The organism is Dehalococcoidia bacterium, from assembly GCA_035310145.1.
Lineage (GTDB): Bacteria > Chloroflexota > Dehalococcoidia > CAUJGQ01 > CAUJGQ01 > CALFMN01.
Genome location: DATGEL010000104.1, coordinates 38,088 through 58,794 on the forward strand (window position 1 = coordinate 38,088; position 20,707 = coordinate 58,794).

16 protein-coding genes are annotated in these 20,707 nt (G+C 70.6%); 7 read left to right on the forward strand and 9 right to left on the reverse strand.

Annotated features, from left to right (window positions below; translation table 11 throughout):
• Nucleotides 1-51 precede the first annotated feature (51 nt).
• Nucleotides 52-1,488: a Si-specific NAD(P)(+) transhydrogenase gene (gene sthA, locus VKV26_19605; protein HLZ72118.1), complete on the forward strand. Its 1,437-nt coding sequence runs from the start codon at nucleotides 52-54 to the stop codon at nucleotides 1,486-1,488.
• A gap of 19 nt (nucleotides 1,489-1,507) precedes the next feature.
• Here the strand turns inward: sthA and VKV26_19610 are convergent, their stop codons facing one another.
• The 5 genes from VKV26_19610 to VKV26_19630 form a co-directional block, all read right to left on the reverse strand.
• The gene (locus tag VKV26_19610; protein ID HLZ72119.1) at nucleotides 1,508-2,479 is read right to left on the reverse strand and encodes a dienelactone hydrolase family protein; all 972 of its coding nucleotides are present in this window, start codon (nucleotides 2,477-2,479) and stop codon (nucleotides 1,508-1,510) included.
• Between the two features lie 21 nt (nucleotides 2,480-2,500).
• Nucleotides 2,501-3,895, reverse strand: a complete 1,395-nt coding sequence (locus tag VKV26_19615; GenBank protein ID HLZ72120.1) for a hypothetical protein — start codon at nucleotides 3,893-3,895, stop codon at nucleotides 2,501-2,503.
• Nucleotides 3,896-3,957: 62 nt separating this feature from the next.
• The gene (locus VKV26_19620; protein HLZ72121.1) at nucleotides 3,958-4,431 is read right to left on the reverse strand and encodes a hypothetical protein; all 474 of its coding nucleotides are present in this window, start codon (nucleotides 4,429-4,431) and stop codon (nucleotides 3,958-3,960) included.
• A 144-nt stretch (nucleotides 4,432-4,575) separates the two neighbouring features.
• The gene (locus VKV26_19625) at nucleotides 4,576-6,039 is read right to left on the reverse strand and encodes a HAMP domain-containing sensor histidine kinase (GenBank protein ID HLZ72122.1); all 1,464 of its coding nucleotides are present in this window, start codon (nucleotides 6,037-6,039) and stop codon (nucleotides 4,576-4,578) included.
• Entirely contained in the window at nucleotides 6,036-6,722 is a 687-nt protein-coding gene (locus VKV26_19630) for a response regulator transcription factor (GenBank protein ID HLZ72123.1), read from the reverse strand. Before VKV26_19630 ends, VKV26_19625 begins: the two co-directional genes overlap by 4 nt.
• A gap of 594 nt (nucleotides 6,723-7,316) precedes the next feature.
• On the opposite strand from VKV26_19630, the gene VKV26_19635 reads away from it, so the two are divergent.
• The 3 genes from VKV26_19635 (at nucleotide 7,317) to VKV26_19645 (ending at nucleotide 9,815) form a co-directional block, all read left to right on the forward strand.
• Complete coding sequence (locus VKV26_19635) at nucleotides 7,317-7,964, forward strand: flavin reductase family protein (protein HLZ72124.1); 648 nt, start codon at nucleotides 7,317-7,319, stop codon at nucleotides 7,962-7,964.
• A 133-nt stretch (nucleotides 7,965-8,097) separates the two neighbouring features.
• Nucleotides 8,098-9,249, forward strand: a complete 1,152-nt coding sequence (locus VKV26_19640; protein ID HLZ72125.1) for a hypothetical protein — start codon at nucleotides 8,098-8,100, stop codon at nucleotides 9,247-9,249.
• 80 nt (nucleotides 9,250-9,329) lie between these two features.
• Nucleotides 9,330-9,815, forward strand: a complete 486-nt coding sequence (locus VKV26_19645; protein ID HLZ72126.1) for a DUF309 domain-containing protein — start codon at nucleotides 9,330-9,332, stop codon at nucleotides 9,813-9,815.
• A 24-nt stretch (nucleotides 9,816-9,839) separates the two neighbouring features.
• Here VKV26_19645 and VKV26_19650 read toward each other — a convergent pair whose 3' ends face one another.
• Nucleotides 9,840-12,110: an EAL domain-containing protein gene (locus VKV26_19650; GenBank protein HLZ72127.1), complete on the reverse strand. Its 2,271-nt coding sequence runs from the start codon at nucleotides 12,108-12,110 to the stop codon at nucleotides 9,840-9,842.
• A gap of 155 nt (nucleotides 12,111-12,265) precedes the next feature.
• On the opposite strand from VKV26_19650, the gene VKV26_19655 reads away from it, so the two are divergent.
• Entirely contained in the window at nucleotides 12,266-13,630 is a 1,365-nt protein-coding gene (locus VKV26_19655) for an amidohydrolase family protein (protein HLZ72128.1), read from the forward strand.
• Between the two features lie 140 nt (nucleotides 13,631-13,770).
• On the opposite strand, the gene VKV26_19660 is transcribed toward VKV26_19655, so the two are convergent.
• The gene (locus tag VKV26_19660) at nucleotides 13,771-15,735 is read right to left on the reverse strand and encodes a CoA transferase (protein HLZ72129.1); all 1,965 of its coding nucleotides are present in this window, start codon (nucleotides 15,733-15,735) and stop codon (nucleotides 13,771-13,773) included.
• A gap of 213 nt (nucleotides 15,736-15,948) precedes the next feature.
• Here VKV26_19660 and VKV26_19665 point away from each other — a divergent pair, with 213 nt between their 5' ends.
• On the forward strand, nucleotides 15,949-17,061 hold the full coding sequence (locus VKV26_19665) for an amidohydrolase family protein (protein ID HLZ72130.1): 1,113 nt from the start codon (nucleotides 15,949-15,951) through the stop codon (nucleotides 17,059-17,061).
• A gap of 174 nt (nucleotides 17,062-17,235) precedes the next feature.
• Here the strand turns inward: VKV26_19665 and VKV26_19670 are convergent, their stop codons facing one another.
• Nucleotides 17,236-19,050 carry an MBL fold metallo-hydrolase gene (locus VKV26_19670; protein ID HLZ72131.1) on the reverse strand — a complete coding sequence of 605 codons (1,815 nt, stop codon included), beginning with the start codon at nucleotides 19,048-19,050 and terminating at the stop codon, nucleotides 17,236-17,238.
• 187 nt (nucleotides 19,051-19,237) lie between these two features.
• Here VKV26_19670 and VKV26_19675 point away from each other — a divergent pair, with 187 nt between their 5' ends.
• The gene (locus tag VKV26_19675; GenBank protein ID HLZ72132.1) at nucleotides 19,238-19,633 is read left to right on the forward strand and encodes a helix-turn-helix domain-containing protein; all 396 of its coding nucleotides are present in this window, start codon (nucleotides 19,238-19,240) and stop codon (nucleotides 19,631-19,633) included.
• Nucleotides 19,634-19,824: 191 nt separating this feature from the next.
• Here the strand turns inward: VKV26_19675 and VKV26_19680 are convergent, their stop codons facing one another.
• Nucleotides 19,825-20,685 (reverse strand): phytanoyl-CoA dioxygenase family protein, encoded by an 861-nt coding sequence (locus VKV26_19680; GenBank protein ID HLZ72133.1) that lies wholly within the window; start codon nucleotides 20,683-20,685, stop codon nucleotides 19,825-19,827.
• Between the last annotated feature and the right edge of the window lie 22 nt (nucleotides 20,686-20,707).

Here is a 20,707-nt window from a genome sequence, read left to right on the forward strand (position 1 = left end):
GAGGCGGTTTTGAAGCCATCTGCAAATAGCCCGCACAGGATCGTGGCCGGCATGACCTCTCACTACGACCTGGTGGTGATCGGCTCGGGCCCGGCAGGCGAGAAGGGCGCGGCGCGGGCGGCGTACTTCGGCAAGAAGGTGGCGATCGTCGAGCGCGGGCCGCACCTCGGCGGCGCCACCGTCAACACCGGCACGATCCCCTCGAAGACGCTGCGCGAGACGGCGCTCTACTTCTCCGGCCTGCGCCAGCGCGGTCTCTACGGTATCGACTACTCGCTGCGCGAGGGCGTCACCGTGGTGGAGTTCATGCACCGCGAGCGCGCCGTGGTCGAGACCGAGTGGGCGCTGATCGAGCGCAACCTCAAGCGCCACGGCATCGACCTGATCTGGGGCGAGGCCGCTTTCGTCGCGCCCGACCGGCTGCGCGTTGATCGGAACGACGGCGGCCGGCTGGAACTCAGCGCCGACGCCTTCCTGATCGCCACCGGCTCGGTGCCGAATCACCCGCAGCACGTGCCCTTCGACGAAGATCTGGTCTTCGACTCGGACACGATCCTGCGCATGAAGCGGCTGCCGAAGTCGGTCGCCGTGGTGGGCGGCGGCATCATCGGCTGCGAGTATGCGGCGCTGTTCACCGCACTCGGCCTGGACGTCACGCAGATCGTTTCCAGCCCGCAACTGCTCTCCTTCTTAGACTGCGAGATTCGCGACCGCCTGCAGGCGCACCTGGAGTCGATCGGCCTGCGCTTCGTCTTCAACGAGCGCGTGGCCGGCGTACAGACGCGGCGTGACTCCGTCGAGTTGACGCTCACCGGCGGCGACACGCTTCACAGCGAAATCGTGCTGTACGCGGCCGGCCGTCGCGGCAACGTTGCCGGACTCGGACTCGAGCACGCCGGCGTGGCGTTGAACGCGGACGGCCATGTGGTGGTAGACGAATGCTTCCGCACCGGCGCGCCGCACATCTATGCAGCGGGCGACGTGCTGGGCTTTCCCGCGCTCGCCTCCGTCTCGATGGAGCAGGGCCGTGCCGCCATCACGCATGCCTTCGGTCTGCCCGCCACCGAGCACGTCTCCGCCGTCTGCCCGATGGCCGTCTACAGCATTCCCGAAGTGTCTACCGTTGGCCTCTCCGAAGAGGAGTGCCGGGCGAAAGGCGTCCCCTACCTGGTGGGCCGCTCCTACTACGATAAGAGCCCGCGCGGCCAGATCATCGGCGATACGGCGGGCATGCTCAAGCTCGTCTTCTCGCCGGAGGACAAGCGGCTGCTCGGCGCCCACCATATCGGCGAGCTGGCCTCCGAGCTGGTGCACATTGGCGCGCATGTGATGGCCGATAACGGCACGATCGACGCCTTCATCGATGCGGTCTACAACTATCCCAGCCTCGCCGACTCCTACAAGTACGCCGCCTACGACGGGCTTGGCGTGCGCGATCAGTGGCTGCGCGAGCAGGAGTCGCGGGCCGGTGTCCAGGGCGGCGCGTAGCGGCGGGCGAGCTATTTACTTAAGGGCCACCGTCCGGCGCACGCAGCCACCTGGTGAAGAAGGCGTCCATGCGCGCGTAGGCGTCGTCGCGCGCCGCCTGCTGCGCGGGGCCGGGGATAAAGTTGAAGCCGTGCGGCGCACCCGCGTAGATCGTGATCTCGTACGGCCTGCCGTGCGACGAGAGCAGGTCTTTGAGGGTGTAGGCGTCGCTCACCGGCACCAGCGCGTCGGCATCGCCATGCAGCATCAGCACCGGCGGCATCTGGTCCAGGTTCGTGGTAAAGCCGGGCACAACACCGCCGTAGAACTCGACCACGGCCTTGATCCGCGGGTCCAGCATCGCCGCGTCGAGCGCCATGAAGGCGCCCAGCGAGTAGCCGTTGACGCCGATGCGCTGCGGATCGACCCGCGGCAGCCCCTGGAGATAGCTGATACCGTCGGCGATCTCCCGCAGCCAGGTCGGCGCGTCCTGCAGGTAGTCGGCGGCCGGGGGATTGCCGAACGCCCCGTCGCCGGGCGTCTGTGAGAAGTAATCGATTTGCAGCGCGGCGAAGCCGTTTTGCGCCAGCCCCTGCGCGATCAGCCGGTAGCCCGGATTCAGCCGCGGCCCTTCGGCGCCGTGCAGCACGACGACTGCCGGCCACGGCCCCGCGCCGTCGGGCAGGCAAAGATAGGCCCCAACCGGGCTGCCGCTCGAGTCATAGCTCGCCTCGTTGCAATCTTCCTGCCCGGCCGTGCGACCACCGGCGCGGGGCTGCGATCCAGCCACGACGGCGGCCGGCAACCCTTCGGCCACGGTCGCGACGGCGCTCGGAGACGACACGCCGGTGTCAGGTGCGCCGTCTATCGGCGTTGCGGCAGCCGCTTTGGCAGGCGTGGCGGGACCAGCCGCACCGTGGTTCGTCGCGGGGCCGCAGGCGATTCCCAGCAGCAGTGAGGCAGCGACGACGCTGGCCGGCACGAGCAGACGAGGGTTCGGCAAGCGCGGCATGAACCGGTCCTCGCACCGATGCTACTGCGCGATCAACCCGGCCAGCCAGGCGCGGTCCAGGTCGCCGAAGGGGCCGGCCGGGTTGCCGGCGGTCCACACGTGCATCATGTAGGCCGTGGGCGCGTTGAACGAGCCCGCCGGGCAGGTGCCGAAGGGCGAGAGCACGCCCACCACGAAGCCGGTGGCCGTGAAGCAGACGTTGTCGTGCATGTGCCAGCGTGTGATTGAGCCGCCGGGATCGGGGCCGTACTCGCCGGGCTTCGGCATCACATACATGGCGCCGAGCAGCAGCGGCCCGGAGCGGGTGTTGGCGTAGACCAGCACCTCCGGCGCCTGGGGATCGAGGATCTTGCCGTCGTGCATGTACTTCGGGTTGAGATAGTGCACCGTGGGGCCGAGCGGGTTGGTGGTGGCGCGATAGCCGTCGGCGGTGGCCGCGGCGAGATCCCGGTACCGGGCAATGCCGGCCGCGGTATTGGCGGCGAGCTGGTTCGCGGCGGCGACCTGCTCCGGCGTGGGCGGGGTGTCGGGCGCCGGCTGCATCACCATTCCCGGCTCGTCGCGGTGCATCATGCTGTTGGGCACGCCGCCCGTGCCGGGCATACCAGTCACGCCGCCATGATCGTCGTGCCCGGCATGGTCGTGTCCCGCGGCAACGGCGATATGCTGTCCCGCCAGGTGATCTCCCGCCTGCGTACCGCCGCCAGCCATGCCGGGCATGCTCAGAGCGTTCGCCGCGAGGAGTTCGTCGTGCGCATCGGGCCGGTGCGCCGGCTGGCTGGCGCTGGCAGCCATTGCCGAGGCCGCGTTTGCCTCACGGTTCTGCGCTGCCCAGACGGTGACGCCGGTCAGCAACGTCAGCAGCATTACGGCGACCCCGGCGGCCGTCCAGCGCAGCTTGCGCACCCAGGAGCGGACGGTTGCTGTCGTCGGTGCGATTATCAGGCCGAGCGCGAGCACCTCGATCATCTTGGTGGCAAGGCCGACCTGGTCCGCATCCTCCTTGCCCTGCGCGATGTAGGAGATGTACGCGAGGATGGTCAGCGCCAGCAGCAGTGCGGCGGCCGGCCGCCACCAGCGCCAGGTGAAGGCCGCGAGCGCCGCGGCGATGAAGAGCAGGCCGTTGATCGCGAAGAGCTTCGCCAGCTGCGGGTCGTCCTGCGCGTGCGTGGGCACGATGGAGAGGTGGATCATCGCCGTCAGCAGCAGCAGCACCGCCGCCACCCGCGTCGCGTCGGACGACGCCTCATAGCCGCGCACGAAGCGCAGCGAGAGGCGATTGCCGCCGGCCGCGGCTCGGCGGACGAGCGTCAGGAACAGCCAGATCACCAGGGGCAGGAAGAGCGGCCAGACCAGGGCGGGCATGTGCTCGGGCGCCACGTTCCAGAGCAAGCCGCTGCCGCTTGAACCGTCCATCTCGTTGCCTCCCGTGCCGGCCGCTGCCAGCGAGCCGGCGCCGCAACCATCCTGCGACGCTCCTACGCCGGTGGCGCCGGTTGTGCAGCGCCGTTCCGTCGCCGCGCGGCGGTGTCCGTGCTCTCGACGGCGGAACCCACTTGCAGCTTCGGCTCGGGCGCATAGCGAATCCAGAGCAGGTCAATCAAGGCGATCGGCAACGCCACGTCGGCCAGCAGCCAAACGAGGCCGTTGCTGGTGCCGTGCCGCAGCAGCAAGCGCAGCGCCGCGCCGAGCAGCAGCAGCCCCTCGAAGACCGTGGCCGCGATCCTCGCCCAGCGCCAGCCGCGCACCACGCCGGCCGCAATGACGACCAGCAGCGTGACGATCGCCGCCGACGCCAGCCCTACCGCGGCTCCGATGGGCGTCGCGCCGGCAAACGCGAGCGTCACAAGCGTCTCCAGTAGGCCGATCGCGGCCTGCATCAGCAGCAGCACGAAACTGAGTGTCGCTCGGCTCGCATCGGCGGTTGGTTGGCGTGGCGTCTGCTCGTTCATCGGCCTCGCTCGCTGCGGCATCGTTACTGGTAAGTCGCGATGCTTGCGTCTTCACTGTCGGGCAGGCTCGTGAGCGTTGCCTAAGCGATTCGTGAGAGGCTGATGAGAGATCGAGCGAGGCGCGACGGTCGGCGCCGCGCGGCATCAGGCCGGTGCGGAGCCCTGGAGAGATGGGACGGCATCGCCTGCCGCCGCGGGCAGCTCGGCGGTGAAGGTGACGCCTGCGCCGGGGTTGTTGCACGCCGAGACCGTGCCGCCGTGCTCCGCGGCGATCCAGCGGGCGATGGCGAGGCCGAGGCCGGCGCCGCCCGTGCTCCGCGCCGGGTCGGCCTGCACGAAGCGCTCGAAGATGCGCGGCAGCTCGCCCTGCGGAATGCCCGGCCCCTCGTCGGCGACGGCCAGCACCGCACGATCGCCGCACCGCGCCAACCGCACGGAGATGCGTCCGCCCTCCGGTGTGTGCTTGATCGCGTTGTCGATGAAGATCCAGAGGAGCTGCGTGATCGCGTCGGCGTTCGCGCTGGCCGGCAGCGGTTCGGCAGCAAGCGCAATCGTGCGCGCGGGCTGCTGCCGCTGCGCCTGGCGGCAAACGTCTCGGGCGAGCGGCGCGAGATCGATCGGCGTCAGCTCCAGGTGGTAGCCGGCGTCGGCGCGGGCAAGCGTCAGCAGGTCCTGCACCAGCCTGCTCATGCGCTCGCCCTCGGCGGCGATGTCGTCGAGCGCGGCGGCGCGGTCGGCCGGGTCGCCCTGCGGATGTTGCCGCAGGAAGGCGACGTTGTTGCGGATCGTGGTCAGCGGCGTGCGCAGCTCGTGCGAGGCGTCGGCCACAAAGCGCTTCTGCGCCTCCAGCGCCTGCGCCAGCTTCGCGTAGGCGTCCTTCAGCCGGTCCTGCCCCGCTTCCAGCCGCGCCAGCATGCGATCAAAGCTTGCCGTGAGCCGGCCGACCTCGTCCCGCGTGCGGCGCGGCGGCAGGCGACGCGAGAGATCAGCGGTTGCGCCAATCGCATCGGCTGCGTTCGCCAGCCTGTCGATCGGCTTGAGCGCTCGGCGTGCCAGGAGCCAGCAAGCGGCGAGGGCGGCGAGCAACGTGACCAGCGCCGAGATCAGCAGCAGGCCGCGCAGGCTGCGCAACTGCCTGTTGCGCAGGCGCATCGATTGGCCGGCCACGGCGTAACCGCCGGCCAGCCCGCCGGGCCGCGTGTAGTGCTGCACGTAGAGGCGCAGGGTCACGCCCCGCCCCGGAGTAACGCTGGCGAAGGCGAAGCCCCTGGCCGCGGCCGCGGTGAGGGCGTCCTGCGGTACGGCCGGCGTGGCGCCGCCGAGCTGCCCGTTGCTGTAGAGCACGGAGCCGTCCGGCGAGAGCACCTCGGTGAAGGTGTCCTCGCTTGTCGCCAGGTCGAGCGGCGGGCCGCTGCGCGCCGCGGCCAGCTCCTGGGCTGGAGCGAAGCTGAGAAAGGTGACGACCTGCTGGCCGCGCAGCGAGAGCGCCTGGTCCTGGCCGGCGCGGGCGCCGTAGGCGGCGAGGGCATAGAGCAGCAGGCCGAACAGCGCCACCGCGACCAAGACCACGCCCGCCGCGAACAGGGCGATGCGCAGCCGGATCGTCATCCCGCGCCTTCCCGCAGCACGTAGCCCACGCCGCGCACGGTATGCAGCAGGCGCGGCTCGCCGCCGGCTTCCAGCTTCTGCCGCAGGTAGCCGACGTAGACATCGACGACGTTGCTCACGGCCTCGGATTCGTAACCCCAGGCGGCTTCCAGGATCTGATCGCGCGTCAGCACCTGGCGCGGATGGCGCAGGAAGAGGCGCAGCAGCTCGAACTCCTGCGCGGTGAACGCGACGGCCCGTTCGCCGCGGTGAACCTGGTGCGCATCGGCGTCCAGCGAGAGATCGGCGTAGCGCAGGACCGCGTTCGTCTGCGGCGCACGGCGGCGCAGCAGGGCCCGCACCCGGGCCAAAAACTCCTCGTAGGCGAAGGGCTTGGCCAGGTAGTCGTCGGCGCCGCTGTCGAGGCCGCGCACGCGGTCGGCCGTGGCGTCGCGGGCGGTAAGCATCAGGATCGGGATGTCGCCGTCGTCGCGCAGGCGGCGGCAGACCTCCATGCCGTCGATGCCAGGCAGCATTACGTCGAGCACGACCAGGTCCGGCAGCCGCTCACGGGTACAGGCGAGGGCGGCCGGACCGTCGCCCGCCGTCTCCACCCGGTAGCCCTCGTAGATCAGGGCGCGCCGCAGCGAGGCGACGATGCGGGCGTCGTCGTCCACCACGAGGATGCAGGGCTGGCCGGCCATGCGCACCTCACCGCGCCGGCACACACACGCCGGCCCTCGCCTATCGTACTCACCCTAAGCATCGACGGATGAGGAAACCGTGAGAGGGCCGATCGCCGGATCAACGCGCCAGCGCGCGGCGGCGAACGTCGCGTTGGAACGCGCTCGACGTTGTCGCGAACCTGAGATCGGCTTGCGTTCGATTCCTCGTGATGTGACCGAACGGCGATCGGCGCACACGCTGCCCGGATGCAGCAGAGCTATCCTGTCACATTTCACATTGACCAATCACATTGACCAAATCTGAATGGGAAGCATTGGCGCGCTTGATCGCGGCCGGCAGCGTGCTCGCTCACCGACTCACGCGCGGAGCAGGCGCAGGTCAACCCGCGCCTGGAGCTGCCGGAGGATCCGTCCTATACAGAAGCGAAGCACGGCGAGCGCCGGAGCAGGAGCGACGCGTGCAGGAAAGACGCCTGAACAGATTGTGCTTCGCTCGCTGCGAATCCTGAGGATAACCATGTACGCTGATGGCAGCAGCGCGGCACGCCGGTTCGGGCGGAAGGCCGGCCCTTCGCCCCGCGCCCTTCACCCTCCACCCTCAAAGGGGCCCTCATGCGACGCAACCTCTCCGAGCACGACGCCCGCCGCCTGCTGGTCTGCGGCCCGCTGGTGCTGGTGACCACCACCTGGCGCAACAGCGAGGACGTGATGCCCGCGGCCTGGAGCATGCCGCTCAGCGCCGACCCGCCCTTCATCGGCGTGGCCGTGCATCCCTCGCGCCACACGCACGACATGATCCGCTTCTCCGAAGAGTTCGCGCTGAACATCCCCGGCCGCCGGCTGCTGAACCACTGCCAGTACTTCGGCACCACCAGCGGCCGCGACCTGGACAAACTGGAGCTGTCGAAGCTGCCGACCTTCCATGCCCGCAAGGTGGGGGCGAAGCTGCTGGAGGGCTGCGTCGCCTACATCGAGTGCGGCGTGGAGGACGCGCTGCGCATCGGCGACCACACGCTGTTCGTCGGCCGCGTCGTCGCCGTTTCGGCCGATGAGGAAGCCTACAACGAGCTGTGGACGCTGGCGGACGAGGACGAGAAGCCGCTGCACTACCTGGGCGGCGACTGGTACGCCATGCTGGGCACGAGGCTGCAGGCGCGTCCGCCCGCAAGCGCCGGCCCGGGCGAGGAAAGTGATGAGGACCGCGAGCGCCGCGAGCTGGAGCGCGAGCGCGACGCCGAAGAGCGCGAACGCATGAACTGAGTGCGAGGAAAAAGGATGAAGGAACTAGGAAATAGTGGCGGTCCGCCGCTCCTATATTCTGCTTCCCCGTTCCTATTTCCTCGCCCCCTGTTCCCTGTACCCTGTCACCTGTACCCTACTCCACGGAGGGGAGATGACGAGCGCCGCGCCCGATCCCGCGAGGAGATCCCCGGCGGATGCGAATCCGCTGGCCGCGCTGTTGCCGGCGCCGCTGCTGCGCCGCGTCGGCGGCCGCTACGATCGCGCCCGCTTCGCGGCGCTGCTGGACGGGGCGGAAGCGCTGGCGCCGCTGATCGTGGCGCTGGCCAACGCCACCGGCGGCTACGTTGCGCTCGGCTGCGAGATCAACGCGGAGAGCGGCGCGCCGGGCGCCGTGCCCGGCATCTCCGGCGAGGCAGCGGCCGAAGCGCTCGCCGCCGCACTGGGCCGCGTCGATCCGCCGGTCGAGCACCTGCTCACCAGCGAGCGCACCGTCTCGCCCGCCGGCGCCGAGCTGAGCCTCGTCTCCGTGCGCCAGAGCCCCTCGCCGCCGCACCTGCTGGTGCCCGACGGCGCCGTGCTGCTCTCCACCGCCGCGGGCGTGCGCTCCGTGCGCTCCCGCGCCGAGCTGGACGCGCTCTACCAGCGCGGGCGCAACGAGCGCGAACGCGCCGAGCGCCAGATCGACGCGATGATCGAAAAGCTGTTGCAGGCGCACTACGCCTTCTACGGCGTGGGCGTCGTCGCCTGCATGCAGCGCGCCACGGCGGAGCCGTATCTCTGGGCGCGCGAGCACGCGGACGAGCTGATCAGCGAGAGCGACCCCTTCTGCGCCGGCTGGAAGCTGACGCCGGAGCTGATGAAGACACGGCCGGGCGAGGTCGATCTGCGCGGCGAGAAAGAGGTCTTCGGCTACCTGCGCATCACCCGCGCCGGCTGCGTGGCCGTGGGCGAGGTGCGGCGTCGCCCGGCGGGCAACACCGTCGGCACGGTCGAGGACGTGGCGCGGCGCATCGACACGATGGTCTCGCTCGCCTGCCGCATCCTTGCCCAGGCGCCCGACGCCACGATCGTGCCGCGCCTCTTCTACGAGGGCATGCGCGGCCAGCGCGTCGTCGTCAGCCAGGATCCGTACGGCGAATCGAGCGCGCTGGAGCTGGACACGGCGCAGTTCCCCGGCAACATGGGCACGCCCGCCGATCCCGCCTATCCGCGCCGGCTGAGCGGCGAGCTGGCGGCGAGCTTGCTTGCCGGCTTCAAGGTCGAGTGGGATGCCGGCGCCGACGCCCTGCCGCAGGAAGCTTGAGCGTCAGACCGCTTTCGCGCGAAGCTCTCCACGCACAACCGGCCCCGTGTCACCCGATTGGGTCCACCAAGAGTGAGGCGATGGCAGGCGACGGCCAGACCGGCAAAGAGCGAACCACGCGGCGCGGTCACGGCGCGCGCCCGCGCCCGGCCATTCCAAAGATCGGCCGCGGCCTCCCCTCGCCCCGCTGCGCGGAGGCGCCGCCAGCGCTCGTGCTGGAGGGCTTCGCGCAGTTCAACCGCGGCGAATTCTTTGAGCAGCACGAGACGCTGGAGGACGCCTGGATCGCGGAGACGGACCCGATCCGCTATCTGTACCAGGGCATCTTGCAGGTCGGCGTAGGGCTGCTGCACCTGCAGCGCGGCAACCTCTACGGCGCCGCTCGCATGATGGCGAAGGGACTGCGTCTGCTGCAGCCGTTCCAGCCGCGCTGCCTGGGTGTCGATGTCGAGCGCTTCGTAGCCGAGTCCGAGCGCTGCCTCGCCGCCGTCGAAGCCCTCACACCCGAGTCGCTTTCACGCTTCGATAAAGCACTAATTCCTCGCGTGCACCTGGCCGGCGCGTGACGGCAGGCGGCCTTGCCGCGGCGCTCAGCCGGCCTGCTGCCGCAGATCGTCGAAGCTGCCCATGCCGGAGCGCGAGGCGGCGTCGCGGCGCAGCAGCTCGTCCAGCTCGGCAGCCGGAGCGGGCGGCGCAAAGAACCAGCCCTGACCGCGGTCGCAGTTGACCGCCTCCATCAGCGCGAGTTGGTCCGCCGTCTCGATGCCTTCCGCGGTGACGTCCAAGCCCAGCGCGTGGCCCAGGGCCGTGACGGCGCGCACGATCGAGATGGCGCCGGCGTCGCCGTCCAGGCCGGCGATGAGCGATCGATCGATCTTGATCGTGTCCACGGGGAAGTGGCGCAGGTGGTTGAGCGAGGAGTAGCCGCTGCCGAAGTCGTCGATCGCCAGCCAGACGCCCAGCTCCTTGAGCGCGTGCAGCGTGCGCCGGGTGAGCTCCAGGTCCTGCATCAGCGCGGCTTCCGTGATCTCCAGCCGCAGCGAGCCGGGGGCAAGCCGCGTGCGCTCCAGGATGCGGGCCACCTCGGCGGGCAGCGCTGCACAGGCGAACTCGCGCGGGGAGAGGTTGACGCTCACCACCAGCGGCCGGGTGCCCAGGTGCTGCTCCTGCCAGCGGCGCGTGTCGCGGCAGGCCTGCTCCAGCACCCAGGGGCCGATCTCCAGGATCAGGCCGGTCTCCTCCGCCAGGGCAAGGAAGCGATCCGGGCCGATTAGGCCGCGGCGCGGGTGCTGCCAGCGCAGCAGCGCCTCCATCCCCACCACCAGGCCGGAGTCGATATCGACCTCCGGCTGGTAGTAGACGTGCAGCTCACCGCGGCTCAACGCCTGGCGCAGGTCCGTCTCCAGGTCGAGCCGGTCGCTGCTGGCGGCCTTCATGCCGGCGTCGAACAGCACGTAGCTGCCGCGCCCCGCAGCTTTCGCTTCGAAAAGGGCGATGTCCGCCTCCCGCACCAGCTCGTCGGGCCGTGCGCTGGCGGTGTCACTCAGGGTAATGCCGATGCTCGCCCCGCTGAAGACCTCGTTGCCATTGCTGCCATTGCCGCCATTCAGGTCGTAGGGTTGGGTCAGTGCGGCGAGCACGCGCTGCGCCACGGCGACGATGCTTTCTCGTGACACGCCCTCCTCAAGCAGCACGATGAACTCATCGCCGCCAAAGCGGGCGACGGTATCGGCGGGCCGCAGGCAGGCGCGCAGCCGCTCGGCCACGGCGACCAGCAGCGCGTCGCCGGCCTCGTGGCCGAGGCTGTCGTTGATCAGCTTGAAGCGGTCCAGGTCGAGGAAGAGCACGGCCGTGACCGTGCCGCGGCGCTCGCCGCGGCTCAGCGCCTGTGCCAGCCGGTCCATAAACAGGGCGCGGTTGGGCAGGCCGGTGAGCGGGTCGTGGAAGGCCTGGTGACGCAGGCGCTCCTCCAGGTCAACGCGGGCGGTGATGTCGCGCCCGATGATCAGCAGGCCCTCCGCCTGGCCGGCGGGGTCAAACACGGTCTGGGTGCGGGCCTCGATCCAGATGTAGCGTCCATCCGTGTGGCGCAGGCGCACGGTGATGCCGGAGTGCGGGGCGCTGCCGGCCGTATCGCAGACGACGCGCCGGCTGAACCGCTCCTGCACCTCGGCCAGCTCGTCGGGGTGCAGGAAGGCGAAGGGCGAGGCGCCGAGCAGTTGTCGCGGCGGGCGGCCGAGGATCGTCTCGTGCGCCTGGTTGGCGAAGGTGTAGCAGCCGCGCTGGTCGAGCACGCCGATCAGGTCGGGGGACGTCTCGACGATGTGCTGCAGCCGCGCTTCGTTGGCGATCACCGCCTGCTGCGAGCGGCGCCACTGGGCCGTGAGCCAAGAGAGCGTCTCGCCCACGAGCAGGCAGAGCGGCGCCACGTACCCGATCGAGCTGATCGCGGAGGTGGGATGCGGCCGGAACAGCACCGGCAGCAGGGACGCCGCCGCCAGCAGCGGCGTCAGCGCCAGCGACGTGCCCCGCGGCTGGCCGAGGCCCACCCAGACGAAGACCACGAGAAAGAACGCGCTGAGACGGTACGGGGCGGCGCCGGCGACGTAGTTATTCAGCGCGATCAGCCCGATGGTGATGACCGCGAAGACCAGGCTCGCCCGCTGCGGCCAGCGCTGCCACGGCAGCAGCCAGAGCAGCGGCGCCAGCAGCATGGCGGCGAGCGCTGCGCCCAGCAGGCCCGCCACGTTGCTGCCGCCAGGGCCGGGCAGCAGCAGGCTCGGCAACGTGATCAGCGCGCAGAGCACGCACAGCGCCGCCCCTGCACGGGCCACGTTGCGGCGCGACAAGGGCAGATCCATGCGGCCTCCTGCGGATGAGTGTCGAGTGGAATTCGGGGAAGTTGAGCGCGGCGCGGCTGTGGAAACCGTTGCATTTCGGCCGTCCGCCGTGTCATCGTTCGCCACGTCGGTGCCGCTCGCCGCAACCCGCCGCTACGTTCGAAGGACAGAAACCCATGAATGCTGGCAACGCCGCGCGGCCGCTCGTCATCACCGGCGTCACGCTGATCGACGGCCTCGGCGGCGCCCCCCTGCCCGGCGCCGGCGTCGTGATCGAGGACGGCCGCTTCAGCCGCGTCGGTCCCGCGGCGGCGATTCCCGAACCGGACGGCGCCGAGACGATCGATGGCCGGGGCAAGTTCCTGATTCCTGGCCTGGTCGATATGCACGTGCACACGCAGCCGCCGGAGCGCGCGCATCTGTCCCTGTTCCTCGCCGCCGGCGTCACCACCGTGCTCGATCTCGGCGGCCAGCTCGGCGACCTCGTTCCCCGCCGCGGCGCGCTGGCACGCGGCGAGCAGCTCGGCCCGCGCCTGCTGTTCACCGGCCCGATGCTGGAAGAGGGCAAGGCCTTCGCGGGCTTCGCCGCAATGAGCCGCGAGATCGACGCCGAGCAGATCGAAGGCGAGATCGACGGACTGGCCGGCGCCGGCGCTGACGCGGTCAAGCTCTACATCACCATCCGGCCGCAGACGGCGCGGCGAGCGGCGGCGCGGGCGCACGCACGCGGCCTGCGCGTCTTCATGCACCAGCAGGCGACCTGGGGCGCGGACGCGGCCGACGCCGGCGTGGACTGCCTCGAACACCTGATGGCCTTCGGCGAGCTGGCGACCGCCGCCGAGCGGCCGGAGCATCCCGGCACCATGACGCCGTTCGAGTACGGCGGCTGGCTCTGGCGCGTGCTGACCGAGATCGATCCGCGCGGGCCGGCGGTGCAGCGCCTCTACGAGCGCCTGCTTGCCGCGGATACGGCGCTGGACCCGACGCTGGTGCTGTTCGCCGCACGCCCGGCCGCGATCGGCGACGATGCCGGCGACACGTCGATGGACGACCCCGAGCGCACGCCCCTGCTGCCGTTGCTGCCCGCGCCCGTTGCCGAGGAGCTGCAAAGCCGCTGGGCCGAGCGCCGCCAGGCCGCGGCCGGCGCCTCGGAGAACGCGAAGGGGCGCTCACGGCGCTGCTGGCAGAACATCTTGCAGCTCGTGGGCGGCTTTCATGCCGCGGGCGGGCGCGTGCTGGCCGGCACGGACTGCCCCAATGTCGCGATCGTCTCCGGCTTCTCCCTGCACCGCGAGCTGGAGCTGCTGGTGCGGGCGGGCCTCTCGCCGCTGGCCGCGCTGCAGGCCGCCACGCGCCGCGCGGCCGAACGGCTGGACCGGCAGGACGAGTTCGGCGCGATCAAGCCCGGCCTCAGCGCCGATGCCCTGCTGCTTGACGCCGACCCGCTGGCCGACATCCGCAACACGCGCCGCATCGCCGCCGTCTTCGCCTGCGGCCGCCTGCACCGCCCGGACGACGTGCTGGCCGGCCTACGCGCCTAACCCCGCGTTGATTGCCGATCGCCCCTCCGCGGCGATCGGCGGCCGGCGGCACCACCGTCGCGCCATAGGCGGCCCGCCAGCGCCACTGCCAGGCGGCCCCTGTTTTGCATCACGCGTTTGCAGGGAAGGGAGATTTGGCTTCAGCCAAATCGGGGGGAGGCGCCCCGCACGGGCACCGCCGCCGGCCCTGCACGCCACACGTCCGCGAGCCCGTTGTGCTCGCCCAGCGCCGGGGCAGGCGCGCCGTCGCCAGGCGGACCGAGCACGGGCGCGGGCAGCGTCAGCGGCCCCAGCTCAGGCTGCTCAATGCGCAGCCAGAGGCGGTTCTCGCTGAAGTGCGGCTCGGCGCTGAGATCGTAGGGGTGGATGCAGGGGATGGACGGCACACCCAGCGCCGCCAGCCGTGCGATCGCGGCCTCGGTGGTCTCCTGAACGAGATGGCCGGCGAGATAGCGCTCGGCCGCAGCGTTTGGCGCCGCCTCTTCGTCTGCGGCCGTCAGCAGCCAGCCGTCCCGCGTCTGGTGCAGGCCGTGCAGCGGGCGCGGGCCTTTGAAGTCGCGGCCGCCGACGAGATAGGCGCGGCCGGCGCGCACGTCTTCGTAGGCGGCGTAGTTGAGCAGCAGCGCCGCCGCGAGCAGCGAGGTGCGCACCTCGTAGCCGCCGCCGCGCTGGAGCTGCGCCAGCCGCGCCGCCAGCACGCCGATGGCGCCGAGCATGCCGGAGAGGTAGTCCGTGGCCGCCATCTGCGGCTTCACCGGCTCGCCCTCGCCGCCCTGCCGCTTCATGATGCCGGCGAACGCCTGCACCACCGGGTCGAAGCCGGGCAGGTGCGCCAGCGGCCCGCTCTCGCCGAAGGCCGAGACGGTGCAGTGAATCAGCGCCGGATTGACCGCGAACAGGTCGTCGCGGCCGACGCCCATGCGCGTCAGCGCTTCCGGCCGGTAGTTAGTGACGAGCATGTCGGCCCCGGCCACCAGCGCGGTGAGGCGATCGCGCCCGGCCGCGTCGCGCAGGTTGAGCGAGAGGGCGCGCTTGCCGTGGTTCCACGCCGGGAAGCCGAGGCCGTTGACGCGGAACGGGTCGCCGTCCGGCGGCTCGATCTTGACCACGTCGGCGCCGAGATCGGCCAGCAGCCGGCCGACGTACGAGCCGGCGATGTAGCCCGCCAGCTCGACCACGCGCAGGCCGGAGAGCGGCAGCGGGCCGGACCCGGCCGCCGTGCGAGGCACGCCGTCGCCACGGCGCGTCACGGCGCTCATGCGCGTCAGGCGGCCGATGGGCTCGCCGGGCTCGGCCAGGCCGGCGGCGCGGATCTGCGGGTGGGCCAGCGTCTCCTCCAGGCTGAGCACCGGTCCGGCGGGCACCTTCGCCGCCTCGAAGCGGGCCAGCCATGCGTCGAGCGGCTCGCGGCGGACAATCGGGTCCATGCGCTGCCACACTTCGCCGGCAAGCTCCGGGTCGCGCAGCCCGCGCGCCCCGCCGTGCAGGCGCGGGTCGTCCAGCAGGCTGTCGAGGCCGACCGTCTGCAAGACCTTGATCATGAACGGCGTGGTGGAGGCGCCGATGAAGATCCAGTCGTCGGCGGCGCGGTAGGTCGAATAGGTGGGCGACTGGCCGCGCGGGCTGTGGGCGAAACGTTGTGGCTCCGGCTCGGCGCCGAAGCAGTAGAAGCCGGCCTGCACAGCGAACAGCCCCTGGATGCCGCTCACCGGCAGTGGCTCGCCGCCTGCGCCGCCGAGGCGCGCGGCGCAGGCGGCCGCGGTGGCGAGCAGCGCCTGACCCACCGTGGCGTAGGGCGAGACGAGATAAGCCGGGCCGGGCGCGTAGGTGTACTGTCCCAGCAGCGCGCCGCCCACGGCCCCGATCGCGGCGTGGTGGTCCGGCGCGCCGGCGAAGCGGCCCGTTGCGCCGTAGGGGCTGAGCAGCACGGCGCTGCGCCGGACGTTTACGCCGGCGTCGGCCAGGTCCGCGGCGCCGTCGGATGCGGCGACCGTGCGTGCGCCGAGGTCGCGCAGTACGAAGGCGGCGAGATCGGCGGCGGCGGTGCGGCTGCCGATGGCGAAGCTCAGGCCGGCGAGCGGCGCCGTATCCCACTCTTGCGACACATGTCACCTCGGGCAGGTTGGATACGCCAGCCGTGCCCTGTCTCCCGCAGCGCCGGCCTCGATCGTGCGGCGCAGGCTTAGCGTGGAACCGGGAGCCGACACCGTCAAGGGCGACGGCCACTGGCCGGTTGTTGCCGCGCGGTTCGCGGGTGTACGTTGGCCGCGCACCGGGCACCGGTGCGGGCACTGAGCGTTCCATGATGGAGAAGCGTGATGGCGAAGCAGTTGTGCATTTCGGCCGATTCGCATGTGGTTGAGCCGCCGGAGCTGTTCCTGCCGCTGGCGAAGCGCTTCGGCGAGCGGGCGCCGCGCGTGGTGGAGACGGCAGACCGCGGCCCGGTGCTGGACCTGGGCAACGGCAAGTTCGGCCTCGGCATCTCCGGCTTCTTTATGGCCGGCGTCGACTTCACCAAGACCGACACGCGCGAGCTGGTGAAGCAGGGCTACGGCCTGGCGCGGCCCGGCGTCTACGATGTGAAGCAGCGCATCGCGGACCAGGAAATCGACGGCATCGATGCCGAGGTGCTCTATCCCAGCGTGCTGTTCAACGTCTACCAGATCGAAGATCTGGCGATCGTGAAGGCCAGCTTCGCCACCTACAACGACTGGACGGCCGACTACTGCGCCGCCGCGCCCGGCCGGCTCTTCCCCCTGGCCTGCATCCAGCTTTTCGATCTCGACGCGGCGATCGCGGAGATGGAGCGGGCGAAAAAGCTGGGCCACATCGGCGTCTGCATTCCCGCCACGGCGCCGCCGGAGCACCCCTACTCCGACCCCTGGTACGACACGTTCTGGGCCGCGGCGCAAGAGTTGAAGCTGCCGCTCACCATGCACATCTTCACGGGCGCCACGCCGAATCACGGCCTGCCGCACCCGCAGGCCGGCTACGCGCTTGCCTTCGCCGGCGTGATGTTCACGATCGCCGACCTGATCACCTCCGGCGTCTGCGAGCGCTTCCCCGAGATCCGCTTCGTGCCCACGGAGTTCGAGACGGGCTGGCTCGGCGCCCTGCTGAAGCGGCTCGACATGGCCTACTTCCGTCGCGGCGGGCCGCGGCAGCCGGGCGCCACGCCGCTGAAGCCGAGCGACTACTGGCGGCGCAACTTCCTGATCACCTTCGAAGACGACGAGATCGGGATCATGACGCGCTATCTCTCCGGTACGAACACGCTGATGTGGGGCAGCGACTACCCGCACGGCGACTCCGTCTTCCCCGACTCGCAGAAGGTGCTGGACACGATCATGCAGGACTGCACCGCGGACGAGCGCTACGCGATGACCGTCAAGAACGTGGTGGAGCTGTACGATCTGCCGTTCGAGGTGTGAGGTCGGGCGGGCGAGCGGCGGGCCCTCATCCTCACCCCCGACCCCTCTCCCTCTCCCAATCCTGGGAGAGGGAGAGGGGCGATCGTGGGGAGTAAGTTCCGGGAGTGCATCGGGTTAGCAGGCTGCTGCAGGCGCGGCACGCGGCGGCCTCGCTGCCTTCGTGGGCCGCGGCTTCTAGCCGGCCAGCGCCTGGGGAAGCTCGCGCTCGGCGAAGGCGGGTGCGACCTGCCGGACGTCATCGGGCAGCGGGAGCAGCTCCGCGCCCGCGAGTCCCGAGTAGACGATGAACTTGAAGGGGTTGAGCTGGTGGTAGCGCTCGCGCAATCGATCCAGCGCCTGCCGGCGGAGTCGGGCCAGGGTCTTGCTCGCGGGATGACGCTGCCGGCCCAGATCGATGAGCTTGAGGGCGAGTGCGGCATTCCCCCGGCTCAGCAAGACGCGGGCGCTGCGTACGAAGGCCCGCTCCTTGCCTCCGGCCAGCAGGTCGAGCGCTGCCGCCCACTCCGCGGGCGAGACCGGCTCCATGCCCTCGCCATCGGGCTGCCAGTAGCCCGTGCGCTGGTGGTAGAGCCGCTCGATGAAGCCGTCGCGCATCACCACGAACGGCACGACGACGCCTGGGTGCGAGCGCAGGCTGCCGGGCAGCGGGTTGTCCTCGAGGATTTCCACCAGCGTCTTGCCCTCGCGGATCGCCCGCATCACCTGCGCATACACCTCGCGCAGCGCGGCGTCGAGGCCGGGGAGCGTTTCTGAGCCGATGTTCTCGGTCAGCGCCGTGTGCCCGTGGATGAGCAGCCGCGGCGCGAGCCGCTGGATCAGCGCCAGGGTATCGAACAGACCCTCCGCCGAGCCCTCCGGCAGGAAGGGCGCGCCGAATTCCGGCATGAGGACATCGCCGACAAAGAGGACGCCGGCCGAAGGCAGGTGAACCAGGAGCGCGTCGTTGGTCTCGCCCCCGTGGGCCGGGTACAGGGTGAATTGCACCCCGCCGAGGGTCAGCGTCTCCGGCTCGGCCACCAGGCGGTCGGGCGCCAGCGCGTAGTCGTGGCGGTCGTCCCGTCCGAAGAAGGCGCCAAGCCGGCCGCCCGTCTCGTTCACGATGCGCAGTTCATCGGCAAAGTTGGCGCTGGCGATCACCTGAACGCCGGGCGGCGCGAACGCGCTCAGGCCGCCGATGAGATCCCAGTGGGCATGGGTGAGGATCACGTGGCGGATAGGGGCATCGGTCCGCCGCCGCAGGTCGTCCAGGGCGGCCTGGGCGCGGGCCGGCGTGGTGCCGGCGTCGATGGCCACCAGGCCATCGCCGGTGGCGATGAAGGCGAAGTCGCTGAAGTCGTAGCCCTGGGCGACGTAGATCCCGGGCGACGGCTCGATTAACCTGGGCGCGACGAAGCGGTAACCATCCGCCGCCGTGAGCCAGGCGTCGGTCACGAATTGGGGCTCGCCGGGTTCCAGGGAAGCATAGCCCGAGCGCTGCAGCGCCTCGTGCGCCTCCGCGCCACGTCCCTGCGCCGTGTAGGCCCTGGCCAGGGCGCGGTAAACGCTGCGCCGGATCGCGGTCGGGAACGCGTTCATGTGAGCGAGCACCCATTCGAGATCGGCCACCGCCGCGCCCGCTTTGCCCAGCATGGCGGGAAGCTCGGCGAGCACCAGGCCGCGGAAGTAGGTCGTCAGACCAGGTTCCCGGGCCACGGCGCGGTCCAGCTTGCCCACCGCGTCGCGGATCCAGGCCGGACGCCGGAACAGGGGCTTCCGGCCGGCGAGCCTCGCCTGGAAGACCCCTTCCAGGGCGAGGAGGAGCGGCTCGTTCGGTTGGGCGGCGGCCCGCTCGCGGAAAAAGGCGTAGCCGCGCTGAAACTGGCGGGTAGCCAGAAGCTGGCCGGCCAGCACGACGATGGTGCGGCGTTCCACGGTCGGCCAGCGGACCGCCTCCTGCAGGGCATCGAGCTCCAGGTATCGGCTGGTGTTGGGATTGGCATGAGTACGCATCGGTCGAGACTGCCTTTCGTCTTGCACGTCAATGCTTCGGCGGGCCGAGCCAGGCGGCGGCTACCGCCCACGCGTCCCGCACTGGTCACTTGCGAATAACAAGTGATCCTATGGACCAGTGTCAACCAGTCTGTTCTAAAATGCAAGTGGCTGGAACGCGGCATGCGAGAGGAGTTCACCGGCAACGATGATCGGTCAGGAGCGGGCAGGCGATGAGACCACGGCTGGCCCCGGCCGTTCGCTGTGCCCAGTGGCCCGCGCGCTGGACCTGGTGGGGGACCGCTGGACCCTGCTGGTGATCCGCGATCTGCTCGGCGGCCAGAAGCGCTACGGCGATCTCCTCGCCTCAGCGGAGCACATCCCCACCAACATCCTGGCCGACCGCCTGAAGCGCCTGGAACGCGCGGGGCTGCTGGAGCGAATTCGCTACCGCGAGCATCCGCCACGTTTCGAGTACCGCCTCACCGCCGAAGGCAGAGGGCTGGGACGTGCGATCGATGCGCTCGCCACCTGGGGGCTCGCGCACTTTCCCGGAACCGTCAGGGCGATTCCCGGTAGCGACGAGCTCGACCGCGCCCGGTGATGGACCGGCCGTCACGAACGGTTGGCACCGCGGCGCGCCGTGGGTCGCGGCCGGCGGCGCGAAGGGCGCACGCCGTGCGCCCCTACAGGTGGCCTTGAAGCTCTGCCTCTAGCCCCAATCGCTCCGTATTGCATCTCTCCCCTTCCCCCAGGATTGGGGGAAGGGGCCGGGGGATGGGGGCCGCGGCCCGGCTACCGATACGGCGACAAATCGATGCCGGGATAGCGCGCGGCCGTGTCGACCAGCGTCTGCTCGTTCCAGTACTCGTGCCCAGGCGGCGGCCAGCCGAACAGGTCGCGCTCCCGCACCGACATGCGCACGATCGCCTCGGTCATGTTCGGGTCGTTGGCGCGGTTCGGCCAGGCGAGCTTGCCGGCCCAGGGCGTGCCCCTCGCCTTGTAATCGGTCAGCAACGCGAAGCGCGAGCGCCCGGGCGCGCGGAAGTCCGAGCCGCGGTGCATCACGTCGGTGCGGTAGATGAGGAGCGTGCCGGCGGGGCCGGTGGCCGCGATCTCCTGGTCGAACAGCTCGCCCATCGGCAGCAGGTCTGGGACCAGCGGCAAGTCCTTCGTCAGCGGCGCGGGCAGAACTTTGGTTGGGCCGTCCAGCTCCGTCACGTCGGACAACAGCAGAAAGGTCGTCATCTGCAGCCAGCGGCCATCGCGGCGCGGCACAACCAGCGTGTGGTTGCCGTAATCATAGTGATGCGGCTGATCGTAATTGACGGCGCCCGCGTACTTGCCCCACAGCTCGATCTTGTAGATCTCCAGCTCGGCCGAGCCGATCAGGCGCTCCGCGGCGTCCACCATGTCGGGATGGAACGGCAGCCGGTTCAGCGCCCACGACTTGTAAGGGAACAGGTTGATTCCGGAGAACTGGCTCTTGCCGATCGCTTCGTACTGCTCCGGCGCGGCGAAGTAGTCCTCCGGCCGCGGAAAGTGCAGCCAGAGCGCCGCCTGCGCCTCTGCCAGCTCCGTACCGGAGAGGAAGCCCCGGACGACGGTGAAGCCCTGCTCCCGCACCTCGGCCAGCTGCTGATCGGAAATGTGCACGGACTCAGTTCCCTCTGCCGGG